Origin of the sequence: Tahibacter sp., from assembly GCF_035481375.1 — a bacterium.
GTDB lineage: Bacteria > Pseudomonadota > Gammaproteobacteria > Xanthomonadales > Rhodanobacteraceae > Tahibacter.
In genome coordinates this window covers 14542-35466 of the sequence record NZ_DATIGT010000199.1, presented here as the reverse complement: position 1 = coordinate 35466, position 20925 = coordinate 14542, and the positions used below count along the sequence as shown (strand labels likewise).

At 68.3% G+C, this 20925-nt stretch carries 15 protein-coding genes; 7 read left to right on the top strand and 8 right to left on the bottom strand.

The genetic code is table 11. The features are described from left to right. Positions 1 to 1006, top strand: a 1006-nt coding sequence (locus tag VLF18_RS12845; protein ID WP_325280026.1) for an amidase family protein, incomplete at its 5' end; no start/stop codon positions are given. After that, a complete protein-coding gene (gene gatB, locus VLF18_RS12840; protein WP_325280025.1) occupies positions 1003 to 2466 on the top strand; it encodes an Asp-tRNA(Asn)/Glu-tRNA(Gln) amidotransferase subunit GatB in 1464 nt (487 codons plus the stop codon). The genes VLF18_RS12845 and gatB, both read left to right, overlap by 4 nt. Positions 2467 to 2657: 191 nt before the next feature. Here gatB and VLF18_RS12835 read toward each other — a convergent pair whose 3' ends face one another. From VLF18_RS12835 to VLF18_RS12825, 3 genes are all read right to left on the bottom strand, one after another. Then, on the bottom strand, positions 2658 to 2825 hold the full coding sequence (locus VLF18_RS12835) for a hypothetical protein (RefSeq protein WP_325280024.1): 168 nt from the start codon (positions 2823 to 2825) through the stop codon (positions 2658 to 2660). Positions 2826 to 3049: 224 nt separating this feature from the next. Next, a complete protein-coding gene (locus VLF18_RS12830) occupies positions 3050 to 5308 on the bottom strand; it encodes a hypothetical protein (RefSeq protein WP_325280023.1) in 2259 nt (752 codons plus the stop codon). A 139-nt stretch (positions 5309 to 5447) separates the two neighbouring features. Then, complete coding sequence (locus tag VLF18_RS12825) at positions 5448 to 6221, bottom strand: helix-turn-helix domain-containing protein (RefSeq protein WP_325280022.1); 774 nt, start codon at positions 6219 to 6221, stop codon at positions 5448 to 5450. Positions 6222 to 6452: 231 nt separating this feature from the next. Here VLF18_RS12825 and VLF18_RS12820 point away from each other — a divergent pair, with 231 nt between their 5' ends. Both VLF18_RS12820 and VLF18_RS12815 read left to right on the top strand, forming a co-directional pair. Further along, positions 6453 to 8798, top strand: a complete 2346-nt coding sequence (locus tag VLF18_RS12820; RefSeq protein WP_325280021.1) for a proprotein convertase P-domain-containing protein — start codon at positions 6453 to 6455, stop codon at positions 8796 to 8798. Between the two features lie 136 nt (positions 8799 to 8934). Continuing rightward, a complete protein-coding gene (locus VLF18_RS12815) occupies positions 8935 to 10188 on the top strand; it encodes a sterol desaturase family protein (RefSeq protein ID WP_325280020.1) in 1254 nt (417 codons plus the stop codon). Positions 10189 to 10225: 37 nt separating this feature from the next. Here the strand turns inward: VLF18_RS12815 and VLF18_RS12810 are convergent, their stop codons facing one another. From VLF18_RS12810 to VLF18_RS12795, 4 genes are all read right to left on the bottom strand, one after another. Then, positions 10226 to 12139, bottom strand: a complete 1914-nt coding sequence (locus VLF18_RS12810; protein WP_325280019.1) for an ATP-binding protein — start codon at positions 12137 to 12139, stop codon at positions 10226 to 10228. 1 nt (position 12140) lies between these two features. Then, positions 12141 to 12701 (bottom strand): YfiR family protein, encoded by a 561-nt coding sequence (locus VLF18_RS12805; protein WP_325280018.1) that lies wholly within the window; start codon positions 12699 to 12701, stop codon positions 12141 to 12143. Continuing rightward, entirely contained in the window at positions 12698 to 14629 is a 1932-nt protein-coding gene (locus tag VLF18_RS12800; protein WP_325280017.1) for a TonB-dependent receptor, read from the bottom strand. Before VLF18_RS12800 ends, VLF18_RS12805 begins: the two co-directional genes overlap by 4 nt. A gap of 332 nt (positions 14630 to 14961) precedes the next feature. Next, complete coding sequence (locus tag VLF18_RS12795) at positions 14962 to 16545, bottom strand: winged helix-turn-helix domain-containing tetratricopeptide repeat protein (protein ID WP_325280016.1); 1584 nt, start codon at positions 16543 to 16545, stop codon at positions 14962 to 14964. A 203-nt stretch (positions 16546 to 16748) separates the two neighbouring features. Between VLF18_RS12795 and VLF18_RS12790 the strand changes: the two genes are divergently transcribed. The 3 genes from VLF18_RS12790 (at position 16749) to VLF18_RS12780 (ending at position 20159) form a co-directional block, all read left to right on the top strand. Then, a complete protein-coding gene (locus VLF18_RS12790) occupies positions 16749 to 17504 on the top strand; it encodes an SDR family oxidoreductase (RefSeq protein WP_325280015.1) in 756 nt (251 codons plus the stop codon). Positions 17505 to 17569: 65 nt separating this feature from the next. Then, the gene (locus VLF18_RS12785; protein ID WP_325280014.1) at positions 17570 to 18574 is read left to right on the top strand and encodes a bestrophin family protein; all 1005 of its coding nucleotides are present in this window, start codon (positions 17570 to 17572) and stop codon (positions 18572 to 18574) included. Between the two features lie 73 nt (positions 18575 to 18647). After that, on the top strand, positions 18648 to 20159 hold the full coding sequence (locus tag VLF18_RS12780; RefSeq protein ID WP_325280013.1) for a serine hydrolase: 1512 nt from the start codon (positions 18648 to 18650) through the stop codon (positions 20157 to 20159). Positions 20160 to 20201: 42 nt separating this feature from the next. Here VLF18_RS12780 and VLF18_RS12775 read toward each other — a convergent pair whose 3' ends face one another. Next, positions 20202 to 20861, bottom strand: a complete 660-nt coding sequence (locus VLF18_RS12775) for a GYF domain-containing protein (RefSeq protein WP_325280012.1) — start codon at positions 20859 to 20861, stop codon at positions 20202 to 20204. Positions 20862 to 20925: the final 64 nt, after the last annotated feature.

Here is a 20925-nt window from a genome sequence, read left to right as displayed (position 1 = left end):
CGGCTCCAGCGGCGGTTCCTCGGCTGCGGTCGCCGCGCGGATCGTGGCGGGAGCGACCGGCACCGACACCGGCGGCTCGATCCGCCAGCCGGCCGCGTTCTGCGGCATCACCGGACTCAAGCCGACCTACGGCCGCGTCTCGCGCTACGGCATGATCGCCTACGCATCCAGTCTCGACTGCGCCGGCGTGCTCGCGCGCTCGGCTGCCGACTGCGCGATCGTGTTCGACCAGATGGCAGGTTCCGATGCGCGCGACGCGACGAGCGTCGCGCGTCCGTACGAACGCACTGCAGGCACTCTCTCGCAATCGCTCGACGGATTGCGCATCGGTGTCGCGCGCGACTACTTCGGCAGCGGCGTGCAGCCCGAGGTGGCCGCGCGCGTGCATGACGCGCTGCGCGAACTCGAACGCCACGGCGCGACGCTGGTCGACATCAGCCTGCCGAGCGCGCATCACGCGATCGCCGCGTACTACGTGATCGCGCCGGCCGAAGCGTCGAGCAATCTCGCGCGCTACGACGGCGTGCGCTACGGCCATCGCACGACGCAGGCGCGCTCGCTCGACGAGCTGTACGGCCAGAGCCGCGCCGAAGGTTTCGGCGCCGAAGTGCAGCGGCGCATTCTCGTCGGCACCTACGCGCTGTCGGCCGGCTACTACGACGCCTACTACCTGCGCGCGCAGAAAGTGCGCCGGCTGATCGCCGACGACTTCGCCGCTGCTTTCAGCACGGTGGATCTGATTGCCGGACCGACCGCGCCGACGACCGCGTTCAAGCTCGGCGAAAAATCCGGCGACGCGCTCGCGATGTATGCCGCCGACGTCAACACCGTCGCGGTGAATCTCGCGGGCCTGCCGGCGATTTCGGTGCCGGCCGGCTTCGCCGCCGACGGCCTGCCGGTCGGCCTGCAGCTGATCGGCCCGGCCTTTGCCGAAGCCCGCCTGCTCAGTGCCGCGCACCAGCTGCAGCAGACCACCGACTGGCATCTCCAGGTTCCCGCCGCATGAACGCCGTGATGAAGACCGCCGCTCAATCCTGGCAGGCCGTGATCGGCCTCGAAATCCACGCCCAGCTCAGCACCGCGAGCAAGCTGTTCTCCGGCGCCTCGACCGCCTATGGCGCCGAGCCGAATACGCAGGCCTCGCTCGTCGACTGCGCCCTGCCCGGCACGCTGCCCGTGCCCAATCGCGAAGCCGTGCGCAAGGCGATCCAGTTCGGCCTCGCGATCGACGCGACGATCGCGCGCCAGTCCGTGTTCGCGCGCAAGAATTACTTTTATCCCGATTTGCCCAAAGGCTACCAGATCAGCCAGTACGAGCTGCCGGTCGTCGGCGAGGGCCGGCTGCGCGTGCGCGTCGACGACGGCCGCGTCATCGAGGTGCTGATCCAGCGCGCGCATCTCGAAGAAGACGCCGGCAAGTCCGTGCACGACGCGTTCCACGCGGAAACCGGCGTCGATCTCAACCGCGCCGGCACGCCGCTGCTCGAGATCGTCTCCGCACCGGTCATGCATTCCGCCGCCGAGGCCGTCGCCTACATGCGCACCGTGCACACGCTCGTGCGCTGGCTCGGCATCTGCGACGGCAACATGCAGGAAGGCTCGTTCCGCTGCGATTGCAACGTATCGGTGCGGCGCAGCGGCACCGAGAAGCTCGGCACACGCACCGAGATCAAGAACGTCAACTCGTTCCGCTTCGTCGAAAAGGCGATCGAATACGAGATCGAGCGCCAGATCCGCGCACTCGAGAACGGCGAAACCATCGTGCAGGAGACGCGGCTCTACGATCCGACGCGCCACCAGACGCGCACCATGCGCAGCAAGGAATCGGCCGACGACTACCGCTACTTCCCCGACCCCGACCTGCCGCCGCTGACGATCGCCGAGTCCGACATCGAACGCGAACGCGCCGCGCTGCCGGAACTGCCGCAGGCGCGCCGCACGCGCTACGTCGAGGCACTCGGCCTGCCCGACGCCGACGCCGACCAGCTCTGCGCCGATCGAGCGACTGCCGACTATTTCGAAGCCGTACTCGCCGCCGTGCCGGGCCAGGCCAAGCTCTGCGCGAACTGGGTGCTCGGCGAACTCGCCGCGCGCCTCAACGAAGCCCAGATCGACATCACCGCCGCGCCGGTCGGCGCCGACGCGCTCGCGCCGCTGCTCGCGCGCCTGCGCGAGGGCAGCATCTCGGGCAAGATCGCCAAGGACGTCTTCGCCGCCATGTGGAACGGCGAAGGCAGCGCCGACGCGATCATCGACGCACGCGGCCTCAAGCAGATCTCCGACACCGGCGCCCTCGCCGCCGCGATCGACGCCGTGCTCGCCGAATACCCGAGCCAGGTCGCCGACTACCGCGGGGGCAACGACAAGCTGCTGCAGTTCTTCGTCGGCCAGACCATGAAGCGCACGAAGGGCCAGGCGAATCCGCAGCAGCTCAATGAGCTGCTGAAGCAGAAACTCGCAAGCTGAAGCCGCGTAGGGCGCAATAACCGAAGGGCATTGCGCCGTATCTCCGGAAGGCGAAGTATCAGCAGCAACACGAAGGCGATTGCGCTGACCAGCCACGCAATCGGAAAAACGACTTCGGTACCCATGGCCCTCGCTCCGTCAGCCCAATCGAGGAATCGTGATATGCCGTGACGTCGCGGTTCGCCTGCGGCTCACGGCAACCTGCTTTTCCCGGCCGTCTCCACGGCCTCGAACTCCGCGATGTCGTTCGCATCGGCCGCGAGGGTCCCGTTGCGCCGCCGCGCCATGTCGAACGCGTCGAGGCGTTCGTTCGCGATCTTTTTCATTTGCTCAAGACGGACAAAGCCCGCGTTGTGCAATAGCGGGCGTGACGATGCGAGTGAGGTCGCGCACGTCGGATTCGCCCCAGAGAGTTCTTCGCGACGACGACGTCGGTCCTGCGCACGCGATCGCCCCTCGGTAGGGCGCAACAACCGAAGGGCACTGCGCCGTATCTCCGGAAGGCGATCACGTCCCGGTCGCCGGACGACTATGGACAGCGCAACGCCGACGGTCAATGCATCGCGACCCTATGCCGCAACCGTCAGTCATGCCCATCCGCAAACAATCGATCCTGCCGCACCACCGTCAGCGGCCCGCCGGAGATGACGACGCGGCCGATGCCGAGCGCGCCGAGATAGTCGTCGCCCCAGCAGCGCAGGCCGCCGTCGGTCGTCGCGGCGCAGGCGTGCGTGCCGCCGATCGCGAGCGGGCCGGCGGCCTTGCCGGCGAGTCCGATCACGGCGACAGGCAGCGCGCGCAGGCTGCGCACGCCGCCGCCGTTGCCGAGGTCGCCGCTGTAGTCCGCGCCCCAGCACCAGACGCTGCCGAAACGCACGGCGCAAGAAATGTCATCGCCGGCGACGATCTCGGTCACGCCGCTGTCGAAGCCGCTGACCGCATCGGGCGAATACTGATGGTCGTTGACGATGCCGTTGCCGAGCGCGGCGTAGCCGTCGTAGCCCCAGCATTTCGCCGCGCCGTTCTGGATCGCGCAGGTGTGCGAGATGCCGGGGCTGATCCGCGTGACGCCGCTGTCGAGCGTCGCGACCGGCTGCGGCGTCGCGCGGAATCCGTCGTTCGTGCCGAGGCCGAGCTGGCCATCGGTGTTGAGCCCCCAGCACTTGGCCGCGCCGCCCTGGATCGCGCAGGTGTGGTTCGCGCCGGCGTCGATGTCGGTCACGCCGCTGGCCATGCCGACCACGGCGACCGGCTGCAGGCGGTCGACGGTCGTGCCGTCGCCGAGTTCGCCGTTGCCGTTGTAGCCCCAGCACCAGACCCCGCCGTTGCGCAGCGCGCAGCTGTGCCGGTCGCCCGCGGCGACGCGCGTCACGCCGCTCTGCAGGCTCGGTATCGGCGTCGGCGCGCGCCGCGTGATGACGATGCCGAGGCCGAGCTGGCCTTTCTGGTTCGCACCCCAGCAGCGCACCCCGCCGGCCACGACGGCGCAGGTGTGATCAATGCCGGCCGCGAGCGAGCTCGGACGCTCGGGCATGTTGATCGTCGGACCGGGCGTGGATTCGTTCGTCGACAGCGTGCCGCGTCCGAGCTGGCCGAGTGCGTTGTAGCCCCAGCAATGCAGACCATTGGCGACTGTGGCGCAGGTGTGGCTCGTGCCCGCGGCGATCAGTGCCGGTGCGTCGTAGCTGCCGGGCACGGCCACGGGCCAGGTCCGCACGTCGGCCGATCCGTCGCCGAGCTGGCCGTTGATATTGAGTCCCCAGCACTTCGCGCCGCCGCCGCTCGTGCGCACGCAGCCGTGCGCGTTGCGCGTCGTCAGTGCCGCCGTCGCACCGAGACCCGGGATCGCGAGCGGGCTCGAACGGCTGCCGATGCCGCCGGACTGGCCGAGGCCGTCGTCGCCCCAGCAGTACACGGCGTTCGCCGTCCGCGCACACGTGTGCTGCGAACCGGCGGCGATCGACAGCGCCGGCAGGCCGAGGTTGTCGACGACGACCGGCGTCAGGCTCGATGTCGTGTTGCCCGTGCCGAACTGGCCGAAGCTGTTGTCGCCCCAGCAGAACACGGCACCGCTCGCGCGCCGCGCGCAACTGTGCACCGCACCTGCGGACACGTCGGCGACATCCGTCAGCCCCGCCACCACGGCGGGCGAGATCTGCGCGGTCGCGGCAGTGCCGTTGCCGATCTGTCCCGACAGATTCGAGCCCCAGCAATACGCCTGGCTGCCGACGACGGCGCAGGTGTGCAGCGTGCCGGTGCTCAGGCTCTTCACCTCGCCCGACAGCCCGGCGACCGGATGCGGGAACGCGTAGTCGAATTCGTCGCCGCTGCCGAGCTGGCCGTAGAGATTGTTGCCCCAGCATTTGATGACGCCGTCGACGACGGCGCAGGTGTGAAAGTCGCCGGCGGCGACCTGCGTCGCGACGCCGCCGAGCTGTTCCACGCGCACCGCGATCGAACGGTCGTTGCTGCCGCCGTCGCCGAGCTGGCCGAACTGATTGAAGCCCCAGCACCAGATCTCGCCGGCGACCAGTGCGCAGGCATGGCCGCCGCCGGCCGCCAGCGCCGCGATCGGCGCGGCCGGCAGACCGGGAATGCGCTGCGGATCGACCGACGGATATTCGGAATCGTTGCCGAGCTGGCCATAGAGGTTGTTGCCCCAGCAATACACCTCGCCCGCGCCGAGCGCGGCACAGGTGAAGGCGCCGCCGACCGTCAGATGATTGATGCCCTCCAGCGGCACCGGCACGCCGCGCGCGTCGAATGCGGCAACCGCCGCTCCGGTAGCGAGCCATGCAACCGCGGCGAAGCCGCGCACCCAGCAACGACGACGATCCGGCATCGCGGACAATCCCTGCAGGCTCGCGCCCGATTCCGAATCATAGGCCGGAATGCGGACGGGTCGATCGCGACTGCGTCGCACCGGATACACGACGCTGCCGGTTGCCGGCGATTCGCGCGCGCCTCGCAACGACGAGCAGTCAGACCATCGCCGCGGGCTGCTCGCGCCGCTTGCGCTCGCGGTAACCGCGCGGCGTGTCGCCGGTCAGCGCCTTGAACTGCCGCGTGAACGCACTCTGGTCGGCATAGCCGCAGGCGCTCGCGATCGTCGCGACGCTGTCCTCGCCGCCGGCCAGCAGCCGCGTCGCGGCCTCGATGCGCGTGCGCGCGAGCAATTGCATCGGCGTCAGATCGAACAACCGCTTGACGAGCCGTTCGAGCCGGCGCGTGCCGAGCCCGGCAATCCGCGCGAGCCCGTCGATACGCAGCGTCTCGCCGTAGTGCTGCTGAAGGTATTCGATCGCGCGCGCGACGCGATGGGTGCTTTCGTCGGCCGGATCGACGCTGCGGCAGATGCCGCAGAGCCCGACCACGCAGCCGGATTCCACGATGGGAAACTTGTACGAAATGCACCAGCTCGACCCGCCGTCGGCCTGCGGCACGCGCTGCAGGCGGTCGTGGATCTCGATGCGTTCGTCGAGCACGGCGCGGTCCTGCGCGTAGTAGCAGGAACCGTAGGGCTCGGGAAACAGCTCGCCCGCAGTGCGTCCGATGAGGTCGCTCTTGCTGCGCACGCCGCAGCGGTCGACGAGCGTGCGGTTGACTGCGACGTAACGCGCCTCGCGGTTCTTCACGAAAAACAGCGTGTCCTGCGCGCAGTCGAACAACCGCTCGGCCACGATCGCGGCGGACTGCATGGAAACGGAAACGCCGCCCGCCAGCCCGCTGCCGGCGCCTTGCTGGAGCCTCGACATCGCACCCTCCCGTGCCCGCGGCCCTGCGGACCGCCTCGACACGCAGCGACGCCCCCGCGACCGCTGCGGCCCGATCCGACACCCCGATTGTCGGATCCGATCAATACGTACGTGACCGAAGGGCCGATAGTAGCCGGGTTTCGTCTCCGGTAAACCCCGAAATGAAGCAGGCGGCCCTCTACCGCCTATCCGTGCGCGGTTCCCCCTGTCCTCGTGTGGAGAAAAATGTCGATGAATACTCAGTTTCGCTGTGCCGCACTTTGTTTCGCGCTGAGTTCGGCGCTGTTTGCCGGCGCAAGTCTCGCCGCGGCGCCGGCCGCCTTCGATCATTCGCTGCGTCCGCTCGCGCGCGTCGAGCACCAGCTCATGCCCGCGGTCGACGTCAACGCACTCGTGCGCGAAGACGCGACGCGCCGCCAGCAGGATCTGCCGCCGCGCTTCGCCGCACCGATTCCGGTACAGATCACGCCGGCCAAGAGCGGCACCTGGGAAGCGCTCGATGCGCAGACCAGCATCTGGCGCCTGCGCATCACCTCGCCCGGCGCGTACTCGATCAACCTCGGCTTCACGAAGTACCGGATGCCCAAGGACGGACGCCTGCTCGTCTATCCGGCCGGCCTGCGCGCCGACGGCGACCGCTCGCTCGTGCGCTCCTTTGACGCAAAAGACAATGCCGAACATGGACAATTGTGGACACCGGTCGTCGCCGGCGACGACGTCATCGTCGAAGTCGTCGTGCCGAACGCGCAGCGCGACGCGCTGCAGCTCGAACTGACCCAGGTCGGCCACGACTACCGCGGCTTCAACCGCGTCGCGAGCGAAATCAGCGGCGGCGGCATGAAGGACGCCGGCGACGTGTCCGGTTCGTGCAACGTCGACGTGAAATGCCCCGAAGGCGACCTGTACCGCGATCAGATCCGTTCCGTCGCGGTCTATTCGACGGGCGGCAGTACGTTCTGCACCGGCAGCCTCGTCAACAACACGGCGCAGGACAGGAAGCCGTACTTCCTCACGGCATATCACTGCAGCGTCACGTCGAGCAACGCCGCTTCGCTCGTCGTCTACTACAACTTCGAAAACTCCTACTGCCGTCCGGTCGGGAGCGCGGCGTCGGGCCAGGCCGGCGACGGCGTGATGAACACGTTCCAGACCGGCGCATTCTTCCGCGCGGGCAGCTCGCCCACCGACTTCACGCTGGTCGAACTCGACGAAGCGCCGCCGGCCGCCGCGAACGTCTATTACGCCGGCTGGGACCGCCGCAACCAGAATTTCCCGTCGGCGATCGGCATCCATCATCCGTCCACGGCCGAGAAGCGCATCAGTCTCGCGAACGGCGCGACCGCGACGACGAGCTACAACTCGACCGCCGAGCCCGGCGACGGCACGCACGTGCAGGCGCGCTGGCGGCCCGGCATCGGCGTGACGGAACCGGGTTCGTCCGGTTCGCCGCTCTACAGCAACGAAAAGCGCGTGATCGGCCAGCTCCACGGCGGCCCGTCCTCGTGCAGTGCGACCGACGCGAACAAGCGCGACTACTACGGACGTCTCTCGGTGAGCTGGGCCGGCGGCGGCACGAACAGCACGCGCCTGTCGAACTGGCTCGATCCTGGCAACACCGGCGCGCAGACCATCGACGGTCTCAACGGCAGCGGCGGCGGCAACCTGCCGCCGACGGCGAACTTCTCCTACGTCGTCAACGGCCTCAGCGTGACCTTCACCGACGGCTCCAGCGACAGCGACGGCAGCATCGCCTCGCGCAGCTGGAACTTCGGCGACGGCACGACGTCGACCGCGACGAATCCGAGCAAGACCTACGGCGCCTCGGGCACCTACACCGTCGTGCTCACCGTCACCGACAACGGCGGCGCGAGCGCAAACGTTACCAGGCAGGTCGTCGCCGGCGTCGTCGTCGACAACTTCCTGACCAACGGCGTGCCGGTCAACAACCTGAGTGGTGCGGCCAACAGCGAACAGACCTGGATGCTCACCGTGCCCGCGGGCGCGAGCAACCTGAAGTTCGTCACGGCCGGCGGCACGGGCGATGCAGACATGTACGTCAAGTTCGGCTCCGCACCGACCACGTCGAGCTACGACTGCCGCCCGTATCTGTCGGGCAACAACGAGACCTGCACCATCGCCACCGCGCAGGCCGGCGTCTACTACGTGAAGATCCGCGGCTACAGCGCCTATTCGGGCGTGAGCCTCACCGGCAGCTTCACGACGGGCGGCGGCGGCACGCAGACCTACAGCAACACGACCGACTATGCGATCGGCGACAACACCACCGTCGACAGCCCGATCACCGTGTCCGGCCGCACCGGCAACGCACCGGGCAACGCCTCGGTCACCGTCGCGATCGTGCACACGTATCAGGGCGACCTGAAAGTCGACCTCGTGGCACCCGACGGCACGCTCTACAACATCCACAACCGCAGCGGCGGCGGCACGGACAACATCAACAAGACCGTGACGCTGAATCTCTCCAGCGAGCCGCTCAACGGAACGTGGAAGCTGCGCGTCAATGACAACGCGGGCGGGGATACCGGCAGGATCGACAGCTGGTCGGTGACGTTCTGACTCTCGACGCCGCTTAGTATCAAACGAAACAACGGCAAAAACCCTCCCCCGACGGGGAGGGTTTTCCACTTTCCGGCTTCCGTACTCGAATCCATTTCGGTAGGGTTCCGCGCAGCCCCGCTCCGCGAACCTCGCCGTGAACCCGATCATCTACGCCATTCCCGTCTTCTTCGCGCTGATCGGCCTCGAACTCATGATCGCGCACCGGCGCCGCGCGGTCGCCTACAACTTCGCCGACGCGGTCTGCAGCATCGGGCTCGGCGCGATGTCGCAGGTCAGCGGCATCTTTTCCAAGCTCGTCTTTCTCGGCATCTACGTCGCCGTCCACGAGCATCTGCGCCTGTTCTCGCTGCCCGCCGACAGCGTCGCGGTCTGGCTGTCGGGGCTGCTGATCTACGATTTCCTCTACTACTGGCACCATCGCATGGGCCACGAAGTCGGCGTGCTCTGGGCCGCCCACGTCGTCCATCACCAGAGTGAAGAATTCAACCTTTCCACAGCACTGCGGCAGACCAGCTCGAACTTCCTGCTCGGCTGGATCTTCTACCTGCCGATGGCCGTGCTCGGCTATCCGCCGCTCGTGTTCGTCGCGGTCGGCCTCATCGACCTGCTGTATCAGTACTGGATCCACACCGAGCAGATCGGCAAGCTCGGCTGGTTCGACCGCGTCTTCGCCTCGCCGTCGAACCACCGCGTGCATCACGGCGTCAACGACCGCTATCTCGACAAGAACTACGGCGGCATCCTGATCCTCTGGGACCGCCTGTTCGGCACCTACGCCGACGAGGACGACGACGAGCCCGTGATCTACGGCACGCGTTCGCCGCTGCGGCGCTACAGCCCGATCTGGTCGAACGTCGAAGTCTATGCAGCCCTCGCGCGCGACTGCTGGCGCACGCGCCGCTGGCGCGACAAGTTCGCGGTCTGGTGGAAACCGCCGGGCTGGCGCCCGGCCGATCTCGCAGCTGCCGAGGCCAAGGCCGCGTTCGACCCGTATTCGCGCGAGAAATACGCACCGCGCGTCGCACCCGCCGTGCAGGCGCACGTCGCGGTGCAGTTCGCGCTGCTCATGCTGGTCGGCGCCGACTGCCTCGCACGCGCCGAACAATTGCCGCTGGCCTGGGGTGCGGGCTACGTCGCCTGGGCCGTCGCGAGCCTCGTCGCGCTGTGCGCGTGGCTCGAAGGCGCGCGGCATGCCGTCGCGTTCGATCTCGCGCGGCTGGCCGCGGCGCTCGTCGTGCTCGGCATCGGCGGCACCTGGTTCGCCGCCGGCTGGAGCGCGACGGTGAACGCCGTCATCGCCGCCGCCCTGATCGCGTCCGCCGTTGCCGCCGTGATCGCCGCATACCTTGCGACGCGGCACGTCAAGGCCGCCGCGGAAACGGCGTGATCGTAGGTTGGGGTGAGCCGCAAGACGAACCCCCGACCTACGTTTCGCGCGTGTCGCCGCCGGCGGGTTCGCGCGGCAGCGAGAAATAGAACGTCGCGCCGTGATCGACCTTGCTGTCGGCCCAGACGCGTCCGCCGTGGCGCGTGACGATGCGGTGCACGAGCGCGAGGCCTACGCCGTTGCCCGGGAATTCGCTGGTCCCGTGCAGGCGCTGGAACACGCCGAACAGTTTCGACTGATAGCGCGGATCGAAGCCCGCGCCGTTGTCGCGTACGAAGTAGATGTATTCCGACGCGTCGCTGATTGCGTCGATCGTGATCACCGGGCGCTCGCGCTTGGACGAGAACTTCAGCGCGTTCGACAGGAAATTCGTCCAGACCTGTTCGAGCAGCACGCGGTCGCCGACCGCAGGCGGCAGCGCGCCGAGATGGAACTGGACCGGATTGCCGCCGTTCTGGCTGTTGAGCCGGTCGAACACGGCGCGCGCCATCGCGCTCATGTCGAGTTCGACCGCGCGGATGGCCTGCCGCCCTAGGCGCGCGAACATCAGCAGGTCGTCGATGAGCACGCCCATGCGCACGGTCTCGTTCTGGATCACCTCGACCTTCTGCCGCGCCTCGGCGTCGAGCTGGTCGGCGTGCTGGCGGCCGAGCAGCTTCGCGAAGCCGGCCACGACGCGCACCGGCGCGCGCAGGTCGTGCGACACCGAATAGCTGAAGCCTTCGAGATCCTTGTTCGTCGCCTCGAGTTCGGCCGTGCGTTCGGCCACGCGGCGCTCGAGTTCGGCGTTGAGCTTGCGCAGCGCATCCTCGGCCGTGCGCTGGTCGTGAATGTCGCTGACCGTACCTATCCACTCGTGTACTTTTCCGGACGCCTCGACGATCGGCACGGCGCGCAGACTCACATAGCGATAGCTGTGCGTCGCCGCGTGCCACAGCCGCAGCTCGAGCTGGAACAGGCCCGGCGTGTCGCCGGCGCCGACCCAGGCGGCCTCGAGCGCGTCGCGGTCGCGCGGCTCGAACGCGTTGCGCCAGCCCAGGCCGAAGCAGCGCGCGGACTCCTGGCCGGTATACGCCTGCCAGGACGGCTGCTCCTCGGTCATGCGGCCGCTGCCGTCGGTGGTCCAGACCACGGAAGTGATTGCCGACACGAGCGTGCGATTGCGCAGCTCCGACACGTGCAGCGCGTGCTGCGCCTCGTGCCGTTCGCTCATTTCGTGTTCGAGCCTGCGATTGGACGATTCGAGCGTTTCGGCGCGCAGGCCGATCTCGGCCAGCATGGCGTTGAAGGCGTCGACGAGATAGCCGATCTCGTCCTCGGTGGTCCGCGTCGCGCGCAGGCTGAAGTCGCGCTGCTCCATGACCCGGCGCGCCACATCGCTGACTTCGACGATAGGCCGCGTGATCTGCGCATTGAGCCGCGACGACAGCGCGAGCGCCGCGACCATGCTGACGACCATGACGACGGCGAGGATGCCGAGGTAGTTGAGCACGCGATTGACGAGCTGATAGCGCGCGCGCAGATACACCGTGCCGAGGATTTCGTTGCGGTCGACGATGCGCTTGGAGACGACGAGTTCGCCGCCTTCGATGCGGTAGCCGTCGGGATCGGGTATCGCCGGAAACGCCGTCGCTGCCGCCTCGTCGCGCACGTAGCTCGCGAAGCGTGCGCCGCGCGCGGTGTAGATCGCCGCGGCCAGGATCGACGGCCGCGCCTTGAGCAGTGCGAGGTTTTCGCTCGCGGCCTTGGGATCGTCGAACGCCAGCGCCGGTGCGCTGGCCTGGCCGAGAATGTCCGCCTGGGTCTGCAGGTCGGCGACCCAGACATGCTGGTACGCGCGGACGTCGTAGACGACGAGCGCGACGCTCGCGATGACGAGCGCGGTGAACGTCGTCGCCACCGCGAGCAGCAGCAGTTTGCGTCGCACCGCGCCGGCGGCCCAGGACCACATGTCAGCGCACCTCCTCGGGCCGGAGGTTGTAGGCGACGGCGAGCAGGCGCGAGCTCAGTTTCAGTCCGCGCTGTTCGGCGCCGGTCGTGGAGATCTCGAAGCGCACGCGTCCGTCGACGACGATGAAGTTGATCACGCTGCCCTTGGTCAGCGCGCTTTCCGCCTCGGTGACCACGAGCATGGGCCGCGCGTCGGCCGCACGCAGCGCCTCGACGAGCGCGGTGCCGGTGCCGACGAACAGCACGTTGACGTCGGCGAAGTCGTCGCCGTCGCTGAGCACCTTCACGCGCAGCGGCCGCGCCTCGATGCTGCGCCCGCCCGCGGCGCGGTCGAGTTCCTCGGCGATCGAGCGGTCGCCGAGCACGCCGAACACGAGCGGCGAATCCGGCGCGGCGAAAACACCCTCGGGCCAGCCGACGTAGCTTGCGAACTTGTATAGAAATGCCGCCTTGACGCGTTTTTCCAGCGGCGCCTCGGCGTCGGCGCGGCTCGCCGCGGCGCCGAGCGACAGCAGCAGCCCCAGCAGCAGCGACAGGCCCGACCGGAACGCGGCGCGGCTCACCAGCGCCATTCCAGGTCGAGCGATCCTTCGCGGCCGAACTCGCTGAGCTGGCTCAGCGTGCCCGGCTCGAATTCCGGATGCCGCGCATCGAAGAGATTGCGCACGCGCACGGCCACGTCGAGGCGCGACGACGCCTGCCAGCGATAGCCGGCATCGAGCACCGCGTAGCCCGGAATCGCGGGCGACGGCAGCCGGCTGACCGCGCGCGCGGAGAAGTCGAGCTCGTGGCGCGGCGCGAGCAGCAGCGTCGCGCGCAGCTGCGCCTGATGGCGCGGATCGTTGCCGAGGTCGGTCGTGCCTTCCGGATCGCGTCCGCCCGGCTTCTGGCGCAGGCTCTTGTGGAGTTCCACGAGTCCCGCGGCGACGCGCAGGCGCTCGCTGAGCCGCAGCGTGGCCCAGGCTTCGACGCCGGTCGTCGTTCCTTCGGTCAGGTTGACGACGAAGAAGCCGCCGCCGCTCGTCGCCGGCTGTCCGCTGCGCAGGTTGTCGAAGCGATGATGAAAGGCCGTCACCGACCACGAGAACGCGTCGCTGGCCTCGCCGCGAAAACCCAGCTCGAACACGTTCGCCACTTCGGAAACGAAATCGGGACCGCCGCGAATCAGGAACGGCGGCGCCGCCGGAAAAAAGAACTCCTTGTCGATGCGCGACGGCGCGCGTACCGCGCGCGACGCCGCGGCCCAGATCATGTGGTCCGGCGCCGCCTTCCACGCGACGCGCAGCGTCGGCAGCACTTCGACGCCGGTATAGCTGTTGCGGTCGAGCTTGAGTCCGACGGTCGCCTGGACGCTGTCGCTGAGCCGCACGTCGTCCTGCACGAACAGGTTCGACCAGCGCAGCGTGCGCCGCGACGGAATGAACGTTGCGAGCAGACCCTTTTCGACGCGGTCGCGCGCCTCGCGATAGCCGCCGCCCCAGACCAGCGTATGCGCCGGCAGCGGCACACTGTGCTGGAACTCGAGATCGGCGACGTCCATGCGATCGTGAAACAGCACGGGATCGTCGCGCTCCGTGCGATCGAACCAGGCCTGCACGCGCCAGCTGGCCCCGCCGTCGAGCCGGCGGTTCCAGCGCGCGGTCAGGTTCGAGCCGGACACTTCCGTCGGACCGAACGCGCGCCGTTCCGATTCGCCGCGATAGCTGTCGCCCTGCAGCGTGAAGCCGCGTTCCGCATCGCCCCAGTCCGCGCGAAAGCCGGCCTGCCGGCTGTCCCAGGCATCCGTCTGCGCAACGTGTCGCGCGTCCCAGGTGTTGTCGATACGCACACGCCGCGCATAGACGCGATAGCTGCCGGATCCGAGCGAGCCACCCTGGCGCAGTGCCGCGGCGCGCTGGTCGGTCGCGACGGTCGCCGCGAGCAGGCCGTCGCGCGTCGCGCTCGCCGGCCGCGTGATCACGTTGATGACGCCGTTGACCGCGTTCGCGCCCCAGAGCGTGGCGCCGGGACCGCTGATGACCTCGATGCGCTCGACGTCCTGCAGCATGACTTCCTGCGAATCCCAGAACACGCCCGAGAACAGCGGCGTGTAGACCGTGCGGCCGTCGATGAGCACGAGCAGCTTGTTGCCGAGCGAATTGTTGAACCCGCGCGCCGAGATCGCGTAGCTCGCCGCGTTGACGCGCGCGATCTGCAGGTTCGGCGCAAGGCGCAGCGCCTCGGGCAAGGTCGCCGCGCCCGAGCGGCGGATGTCGTCGGCGGTGATGACGTAGATCGAGGCCGCCGCGTCGAGCAGGCGCTCGGACCGGCGCGACACCGAGGTGACCTCGATGTCGCCGAGTTGCTCCAGGCTCAGATCGGCAAGATTCTCGGTCTGCGGACCGCCGGCTGCGGCCGTGCCGCCGAGCAGCAGACCCGCGGCAAATGCGAGACCGCGCCACGCGCCGACCGTGCGTTGCCACGGCGAACCCTGTCCGAAGCGAACGTCCATCCGCATCCCCCGATGCTCAACAGCGCCAGGACTGCACTCGCGAACGCCAGCGAGAGGAAGCGCAGCACGCGCCGCCGGTCGCCGCCCGATCTTCACGCCCACCCCATCAAAAATCAACGTGTGCGCGAGCGGACGCGGCAGGAGCTGCCGCAAGCGGGCCGGGCGCAACAAAGCGGCGATCCGGGCAGCGCGCGGACGTCACCCGCCGCATGCGTCGCCCAGAGTTCACTCGTAGCGTTGTAGCAAGTGCGGTCTCCGGGTCCGGTCGTCGCGCATCGGCGCAGCGAACGTGGGCGACGTGCCGATCAGACGGGAACCGCGCTACGCCCGGCTCATTCCGGCAACCCTGCCCGGCGCAGGCCCTCCGCGAACAGCGCGGCGTGTTGCGGCTGCCGGATCGGCAGCCAGCTGCCAAGCAGCGACAGACGCAGCGCCGGATTGAGCGCGCGCAGCCGGTCCATCGCCCGCCGTGCGTCGTCGGTCCGGTCCGCGAGCGCGTGGCTCGCCGCGATGATGCCGGCGACCATCAGAAAGCCCGGCACGTCCCGCGACGAGCGTTCCGCCCAGGTCGAGGCCATGTCGAAGCGGCCGGCCAGCAGATGCGCCATCGCCATGCCGGCCTGCATGCGGAACAGCTCCGAATCCAGCGGGCTCAGACGCATCGCATGCGCGAAGCGTTCGATCGCCGCGTCGGGCTCGCCGCGCCACAGGCGCAGGTATGCGCCGAGAAACCAGGCGGACGAAAGATTCGGATTGAGCGCGAGCGCGCGGTCGAGCAAGGCGACGCCGCGGTCGAGATCGCCGCCGAAATGGGCCAATGCATGGCCGCCGCGCGTCAGCGCGACCGCGTCGTCCTTGCCGAGCGCCACAGCGCGGCAGGCCAGGTCGTGGCCCTCGGCGATATCGCTCGCGGAACCGCCGGGCCAGTTGTTGATCCTGCGCCAGAGATGACACCACGCGGCCATGCCGTAGGCCGACGCGAATTCCCGGTCGAGTTCGATCGCCTTGCGGAACGACGGCAGCGCGGCGTCGATCGCGTCCGAAGTTCCGCGATGGAAGCTCGCCATTCCGTACAGGTAGTAGTCGTAGGAATCGAGGCTCCCGGTCGGCTTGCGCTGCGCGCGGCGGATTTCGGCGCGTTCGAGCTGCGGCGCGATCGCGCCGACGACGCTCTCGGTCATCCGGTCCTGCAGCTCGAAGATATCGTCGAGCGCACCCTCGAAGCGGTCGGCCCAGAGATGCCCGCCGGTCGCGGCATCGATGAGCTGGCCGGTGATGCGAATCCGACGGTCCGCCCTGCGCACGCTGCCTTCGAGCACGTAGCGCACGCCGAGCTCGCGGCCGACCTGCTTCACGTCGATCGTCCGGCCCTTGTAGGCAAAGCTCGAATTGCGCGCGATGACGAACAGCCAGCGCAGGCGCGACAGCGCACCGATGATGTCTTCGACCATGCCGTCGGCGAAGTAGTCCTGCTCGGGATCGCGGCTCAGATTCACGAACGGCAGCACCGCGATCGACGGCTTGTCGACCGGAGCCGGTGACGCCGCCGGCGGTTCGGCCGGGCCGGCCTCGGCGTCCGGCGAGCCGTGCGTTGCCGCCGCCCGGCATTCCGTGACGGCGCCGACGAAGCGGAATCCCTTGCGCGCGACCGTGCGTATCAGAGCTTGATCGTGGCCGTTGTCGCCGACGGCCTTGCGCACCGCATTGATATGACTGGCCAGCGTCGATTCCGAGACGATGCGTCCGTCCCAGACCGCGTGCAGCAGATCGTCCCGGCTGACGACGCGCTCACGGTTTTCCACGAGATAGACGAGCAGATCGAACACTTTCGGCGGCGTCGCGACGATGCCCGACGGCGGCCGGGAAAGCTCCCGCCGGTCGAGATCCAGCACGCAGTGTCCGAACACCAATGCCATTGCGCTCCTTTCCCGCGCGCCGCGCCGCCAACCCCGGAACGAATACCGCCATCGGGCATCGATGATAGCGCGGCCGCACTGGCCGCCTCTGCGCCATGCCAAGGAAAACACAAGCACAACACAAAGCGGCCGCAAGGCCGCGCACGGCCAGTTTGCGCATGCTTTGCGTCAAGGGCGGCCGGATCCGGCCACAGGAGAAACGCATGAAAATCGTCATCATCGGCGGCAGTGGTCTCATCGGAACCCGCGTCGGCAACCGCCTGCGCGCGAACGGCCACGATGTCGTCGCCGCGTCGCCGAGCACGGGCGTCGACACGATCACCGGCGAGGGCCTGTCCGCCGCGCTCGCGGGTGCCGATGTCGTCGTCGACGTCGCGAATTCGCCGTCGTTCGAGGACAAGGCCGCACTCGCCTTCTTCGAGACCTCCGGCACGAACCTGCTGGCCGCGGAGAAGGCCGCCGGCGTGAAGCATCACGTCGCGCTGTCGGTCGTCGGCACCGACCGCAATCCGGACATCGGCTATTTCCGCGCGAAGCTCGCGCAGGAAAACCTGATCAAGTCCTCCGGAATTCCGTACACCATCCTCCACGCGACGCAGTTCTTCGAATTCGTCGACGGCATCATCCGTTCGAACGCCGAAGGCAGCGCGACGCGCCTGTCGCCGGCGCTGTTCCAGCCCGTCGCCGCCGACGACGTCGCCGCCGCGCTTGCCGAACTCGCGGTCGGCGCACCGCGCGACGGCACGATCGAACTCGCCGGTCCCGAGCGCATTCCGCTCGACGAAATCGCGCGCACGTATCTGACCGCGCGCAATGAGAACCTCCAGGTCATCACCGACATTCACGCACGCTACTTCGGCACCGAACTCGACGACCAGTCGCTGACGCCGCGCGACAACCCGCGCCTCGGCACGACGCATTTCCGCGACTGGCTCGACCAATCCCGCGCGGCGCAATAGCCCGAGCGGCCCTTGCGCCATCCGCACGCGCGTCCGATCGATTTTGGCCGACGACGAGAAACGCCATGCATACCGGCACTTCGTACAAGCTTTCCGAATTCCTGTCGTGGACGCGCGATCTGATCGGCGTTCAGCTGCTGCTGAGCGCAACGCCGGTGATCCTGTACGAACTCGCCGGCTTCCGCTGGCTCGCCATTCCCTGGGGCGTCGCGTTCCTGCTCGGCACGACGGTCGCGCTGTCGGCGGGCTTCAAGAACCTGCAAACCTACAACCGCGCGTCGGAGGCGCAACAGATCTGGGCGTCGATCACGAGCAGCAGCCGGATCTGGGGCACGCTGTGCCGCGACATCGTCGGCAGCCCGCTGCTTGCGCGCGAATTGGTCTATCGGCACATCGCATGGCTCGCCGCGCTGCGCCACCAGATGCGCGAAGCCAAGCCGTGGGAGGCGTCGACGAAGCCGTACAACCTCGCCTACGCGAAGCGCCATCCCGCGGAATCCGAGCCCCCGCTCGCGTCGGAACTCGCGCGTCTCGTCGGGCCGGACGACGCCGCGCGGATTCTCGGCGCGTCGAGCAAGGCGCAGCACGTGCTCGCGATGCAGAGCAGCGCGGCCAAGGCGCTGGTCGATGCCGGCACGCTCACGCCCGGCGCGTTCGGCGAGCTGCAGAAACTGATCCGCGATTTCCACGACCAGCAGAGCCGCAGCGAACGGATCAAGAACTTTCCCTACCCACGCCAGCACGCCTTCATCAACACGCTGTTCGTGCGCATCCTCGGCGTCATCCTGCCGCTCGGCATGATCGGCGAGTTCGAACGCCTGAACCCGCTCGTCGACGGCTGGGCGAAGGGCCACATGGTCTGGCTCGGCATTCCGCTGAGTCTCACGATCTGCTGGATGTACCGCGCGCTCGACCGCGTCGGCGAAAGTACCGAGAACCCGTTCGAGGGCGGCGCCAACGACGTGCCGATCACGAGCATCTGTCGCGGCATCGAAGCGGATCTTCGCGACCTGCTCGGCGAAAGCCGGACGGAACCGCCGACACGCAACGCGAGCGATATCGCGCTGTGACGCGTCAGTGCTGCAACCGCCGGGCATCGGCGCGTATCCGTCAAGGCTCACGATCCGCTTCGGAGCCTGTCGTATGCATTCCCGAATTGCCGCACCGCTGCTCGCGGCCGCGTTGGCCGTCGCGCCGCGCGCGGCGGCCGCCGCAGCCGAACCCGACTTCGCCGCGCTCGGCCGCCTGGTCGTGCAGACGAAGCGGGCGACCGATCTTCCGTCCGGCACGGCCGTCGCCGTCGTTCGTGACGGCAGGATCGTCTATGAAGGCTATTTCGGACTCTCCGACATCGCCAAGAGAATACCGGTCACGCGCAACACGGCGTTCTACATCGCATCGGCCACCAAACCGTTCTTCGCGCTGAGCGTTCTGCTCGACGAAGACGCGCGCCGGCTCGACACGCGCACGTCGCTGCAGCAGATGTTTCCGCAAACCCGGTTCGACGGTTTCGACGCCGCGTCGGTGACGCTGAAGGACCTGCTCGTCCATACCTCGGGCATCGACAACCAGCCGCTCGTCTGGGCGACGGCCTACAGCGGCATTCACGACGCCGAGTCGCGACGCGCGCTCGTCGCAGCCTCGTATCCGAACGCCAAGGCAAAGCACGGCACCTTCGACTACACCAACGTCGGCTACGCCATCGCAAGCGTCTGGCTCGACCGGACAGTCGGGACACCGTGGCAACGGCAGCTCGACGCGACGATCTTCCGCCCGCTCGCGATGACGCACACGACCGCGTCGATCCGCACGGCGCGCGCGGCGGGATGGTCGATCGCGAAACCTTATTCGTTCGCGAGCGAGACTCCGCGCAACCCGCTGTATCTCGTGAAAGCCGACGAAACGCTGCATGCGGCCGGCGGACTCGTTTCCACGGCGCCCGATCTCGCCCGGTTCCTGATCGCACAGCTCTCGGACGGCGCGATCGACGGCCGACAGCTGCTTCCAGCGACCGTGATCGCCCGATCGCACGAAACACAGGCAACGCTCGAGGAGAAATACCAGGATTTCGCACGCAGCGGCTATGCCTGGGGCTGGTACACAGGCATCTACAAAGGCCGCACGCTGCTCCACCACTTCGGCGGCTTCGCAGGCTTCCACGCGCACCTGTCGTTCATGCCCGAAGCGAACGCCGGGCTCGTGGTGCTGAGCAACGACGACGTGCTCGGCGCGCAGACCGCGAACCTGATCGCCGATCACGTCTACGGCGTGCTGCTCGAACAACCCGACACGCAAACCACGTCATCGCGCCGCTTCGCGGAAATGCAGGCGAAGGCGGCGACATTCCGCGCGTCGGCCGGCAAACGCCGCGCCGAAATCCGCGCGCGCACCTGGAACCTGTCGCTGCCGCGCGAACGCTACGCCGGCCGCTACGCGCATCCGCAGCTCGGCACGATGACCGTCGAGCTGGAACGCGACGGCGCGATGGTCATCCGCTGGGGACGACTCGCCGCAATCGCGACGGCGTACGAGGACAAGGACCACGTCCGTGTCGAGTTCGCGCCGAACTCGGGCGAGGTGCTTGCGTTTGCGGTGAACGGCGAAAGTGTCGAGGCGATCGCGTTCGATCGCATGGTATTTGCGAAGAGACGCTGACGCCGGCAGCGCCGCCTACCGGCGCGCAGCGCGGGGATCTCGTCAATGCCGCATCGACTGCGGCAGATACCGGTTCGGCAAGGTCGCGCGCTCGGTCCAATTCTGGTGCTCGTCGACTTGCATCGACAGCTCGCCGCCGTCGACACGCGCGTTGATGTTGCGCACCTGGGCGACGATCTGGCAGCGCTTGTCGCTGCCGCTGCGGAAATCGATGCGCGCGACATAGTTGTCGGCATAGCTCTCGGGCGCGTCGAAGCCCTCGTCGCCGTTGCTCGGGCAGCGGTTGTTGGTCAGGTAGAACTCGGCGACGTTGACGCGCTGCATCAGCAGGGAATTGCGCGCGCCGGCAACCTTCGCGCGGATCGTGTAGTCGTTGTAGGCCGGGATCGAAATCGCCGCGATGATCCCGCCGAAGACGAGCAGGCAGGCCAGCAGCACCCCGATGATGATCGCCGCGGTCTTGCCGCCGCTGCGCTTGGGCGGTTCGCGCCGCGCCGGCGCCGCGCGCGGAACCGGCGGCGGCGCGCCGGCGACGCCGAGCTGCGCGGCGACCTGCGCGAACGGAATCCAGTTCGGGAGTTTTTCGTTCCAGACCAGCGTCGTCATGTCGACCGCACCGCGCCGGAACGCCGCAACGAGTTCCTCGGAAGCGACCGGCCCCTGCTGCTGGCGCTGGCGATCGGCGTAGTACCACTGCGTCATGGCGGATTCTCCCCTGAGCCGATCGCCAGTCTAGCGGCAGCGACGGCGGCGGCCAAACCGCTTC

What these genes read in the sequence shown, in the direction of transcription:
- VLF18_RS12830 (WP_325280023.1), bottom strand. Translation starts at nt 5,308, where the DNA reads ATGCCGGATCGTCGTCGTTGCTGGGTGCGCGGCTTCGCCGCGGTTGCA.
- VLF18_RS12820 (WP_325280021.1), top strand. Translation starts at nt 6,453, where the DNA reads ATGAATACTCAGTTTCGCTGTGCCGCACTTTGTTTCGCGCTGAGTTCG.
- VLF18_RS12775 (WP_325280012.1), bottom strand. Translation starts at nt 20,861, where the DNA reads ATGACGCAGTGGTACTACGCCGATCGCCAGCGCCAGCAGCAGGGGCCG.
- VLF18_RS12785 (WP_325280014.1), top strand. Translation starts at nt 17,570, where the DNA reads ATGCATACCGGCACTTCGTACAAGCTTTCCGAATTCCTGTCGTGGACG.
- VLF18_RS12790 (WP_325280015.1), top strand. Translation starts at nt 16,749, where the DNA reads ATGAAAATCGTCATCATCGGCGGCAGTGGTCTCATCGGAACCCGCGTC.
- VLF18_RS12780 (WP_325280013.1), top strand. Translation starts at nt 18,648, where the DNA reads ATGCATTCCCGAATTGCCGCACCGCTGCTCGCGGCCGCGTTGGCCGTC.
- VLF18_RS12800 (WP_325280017.1), bottom strand. Translation starts at nt 14,629, where the DNA reads ATGGACGTTCGCTTCGGACAGGGTTCGCCGTGGCAACGCACGGTCGGC.
- VLF18_RS12810 (WP_325280019.1), bottom strand. Translation starts at nt 12,139, where the DNA reads ATGTGGTCCTGGGCCGCCGGCGCGGTGCGACGCAAACTGCTGCTGCTC.
- gatB (WP_325280025.1), top strand. Translation starts at nt 1,003, where the DNA reads ATGAACGCCGTGATGAAGACCGCCGCTCAATCCTGGCAGGCCGTGATC.
- VLF18_RS12825 (WP_325280022.1), bottom strand. Translation starts at nt 6,221, where the DNA reads ATGTCGAGGCTCCAGCAAGGCGCCGGCAGCGGGCTGGCGGGCGGCGTT.
- VLF18_RS12795 (WP_325280016.1), bottom strand. Translation starts at nt 16,545, where the DNA reads ATGGCATTGGTGTTCGGACACTGCGTGCTGGATCTCGACCGGCGGGAG.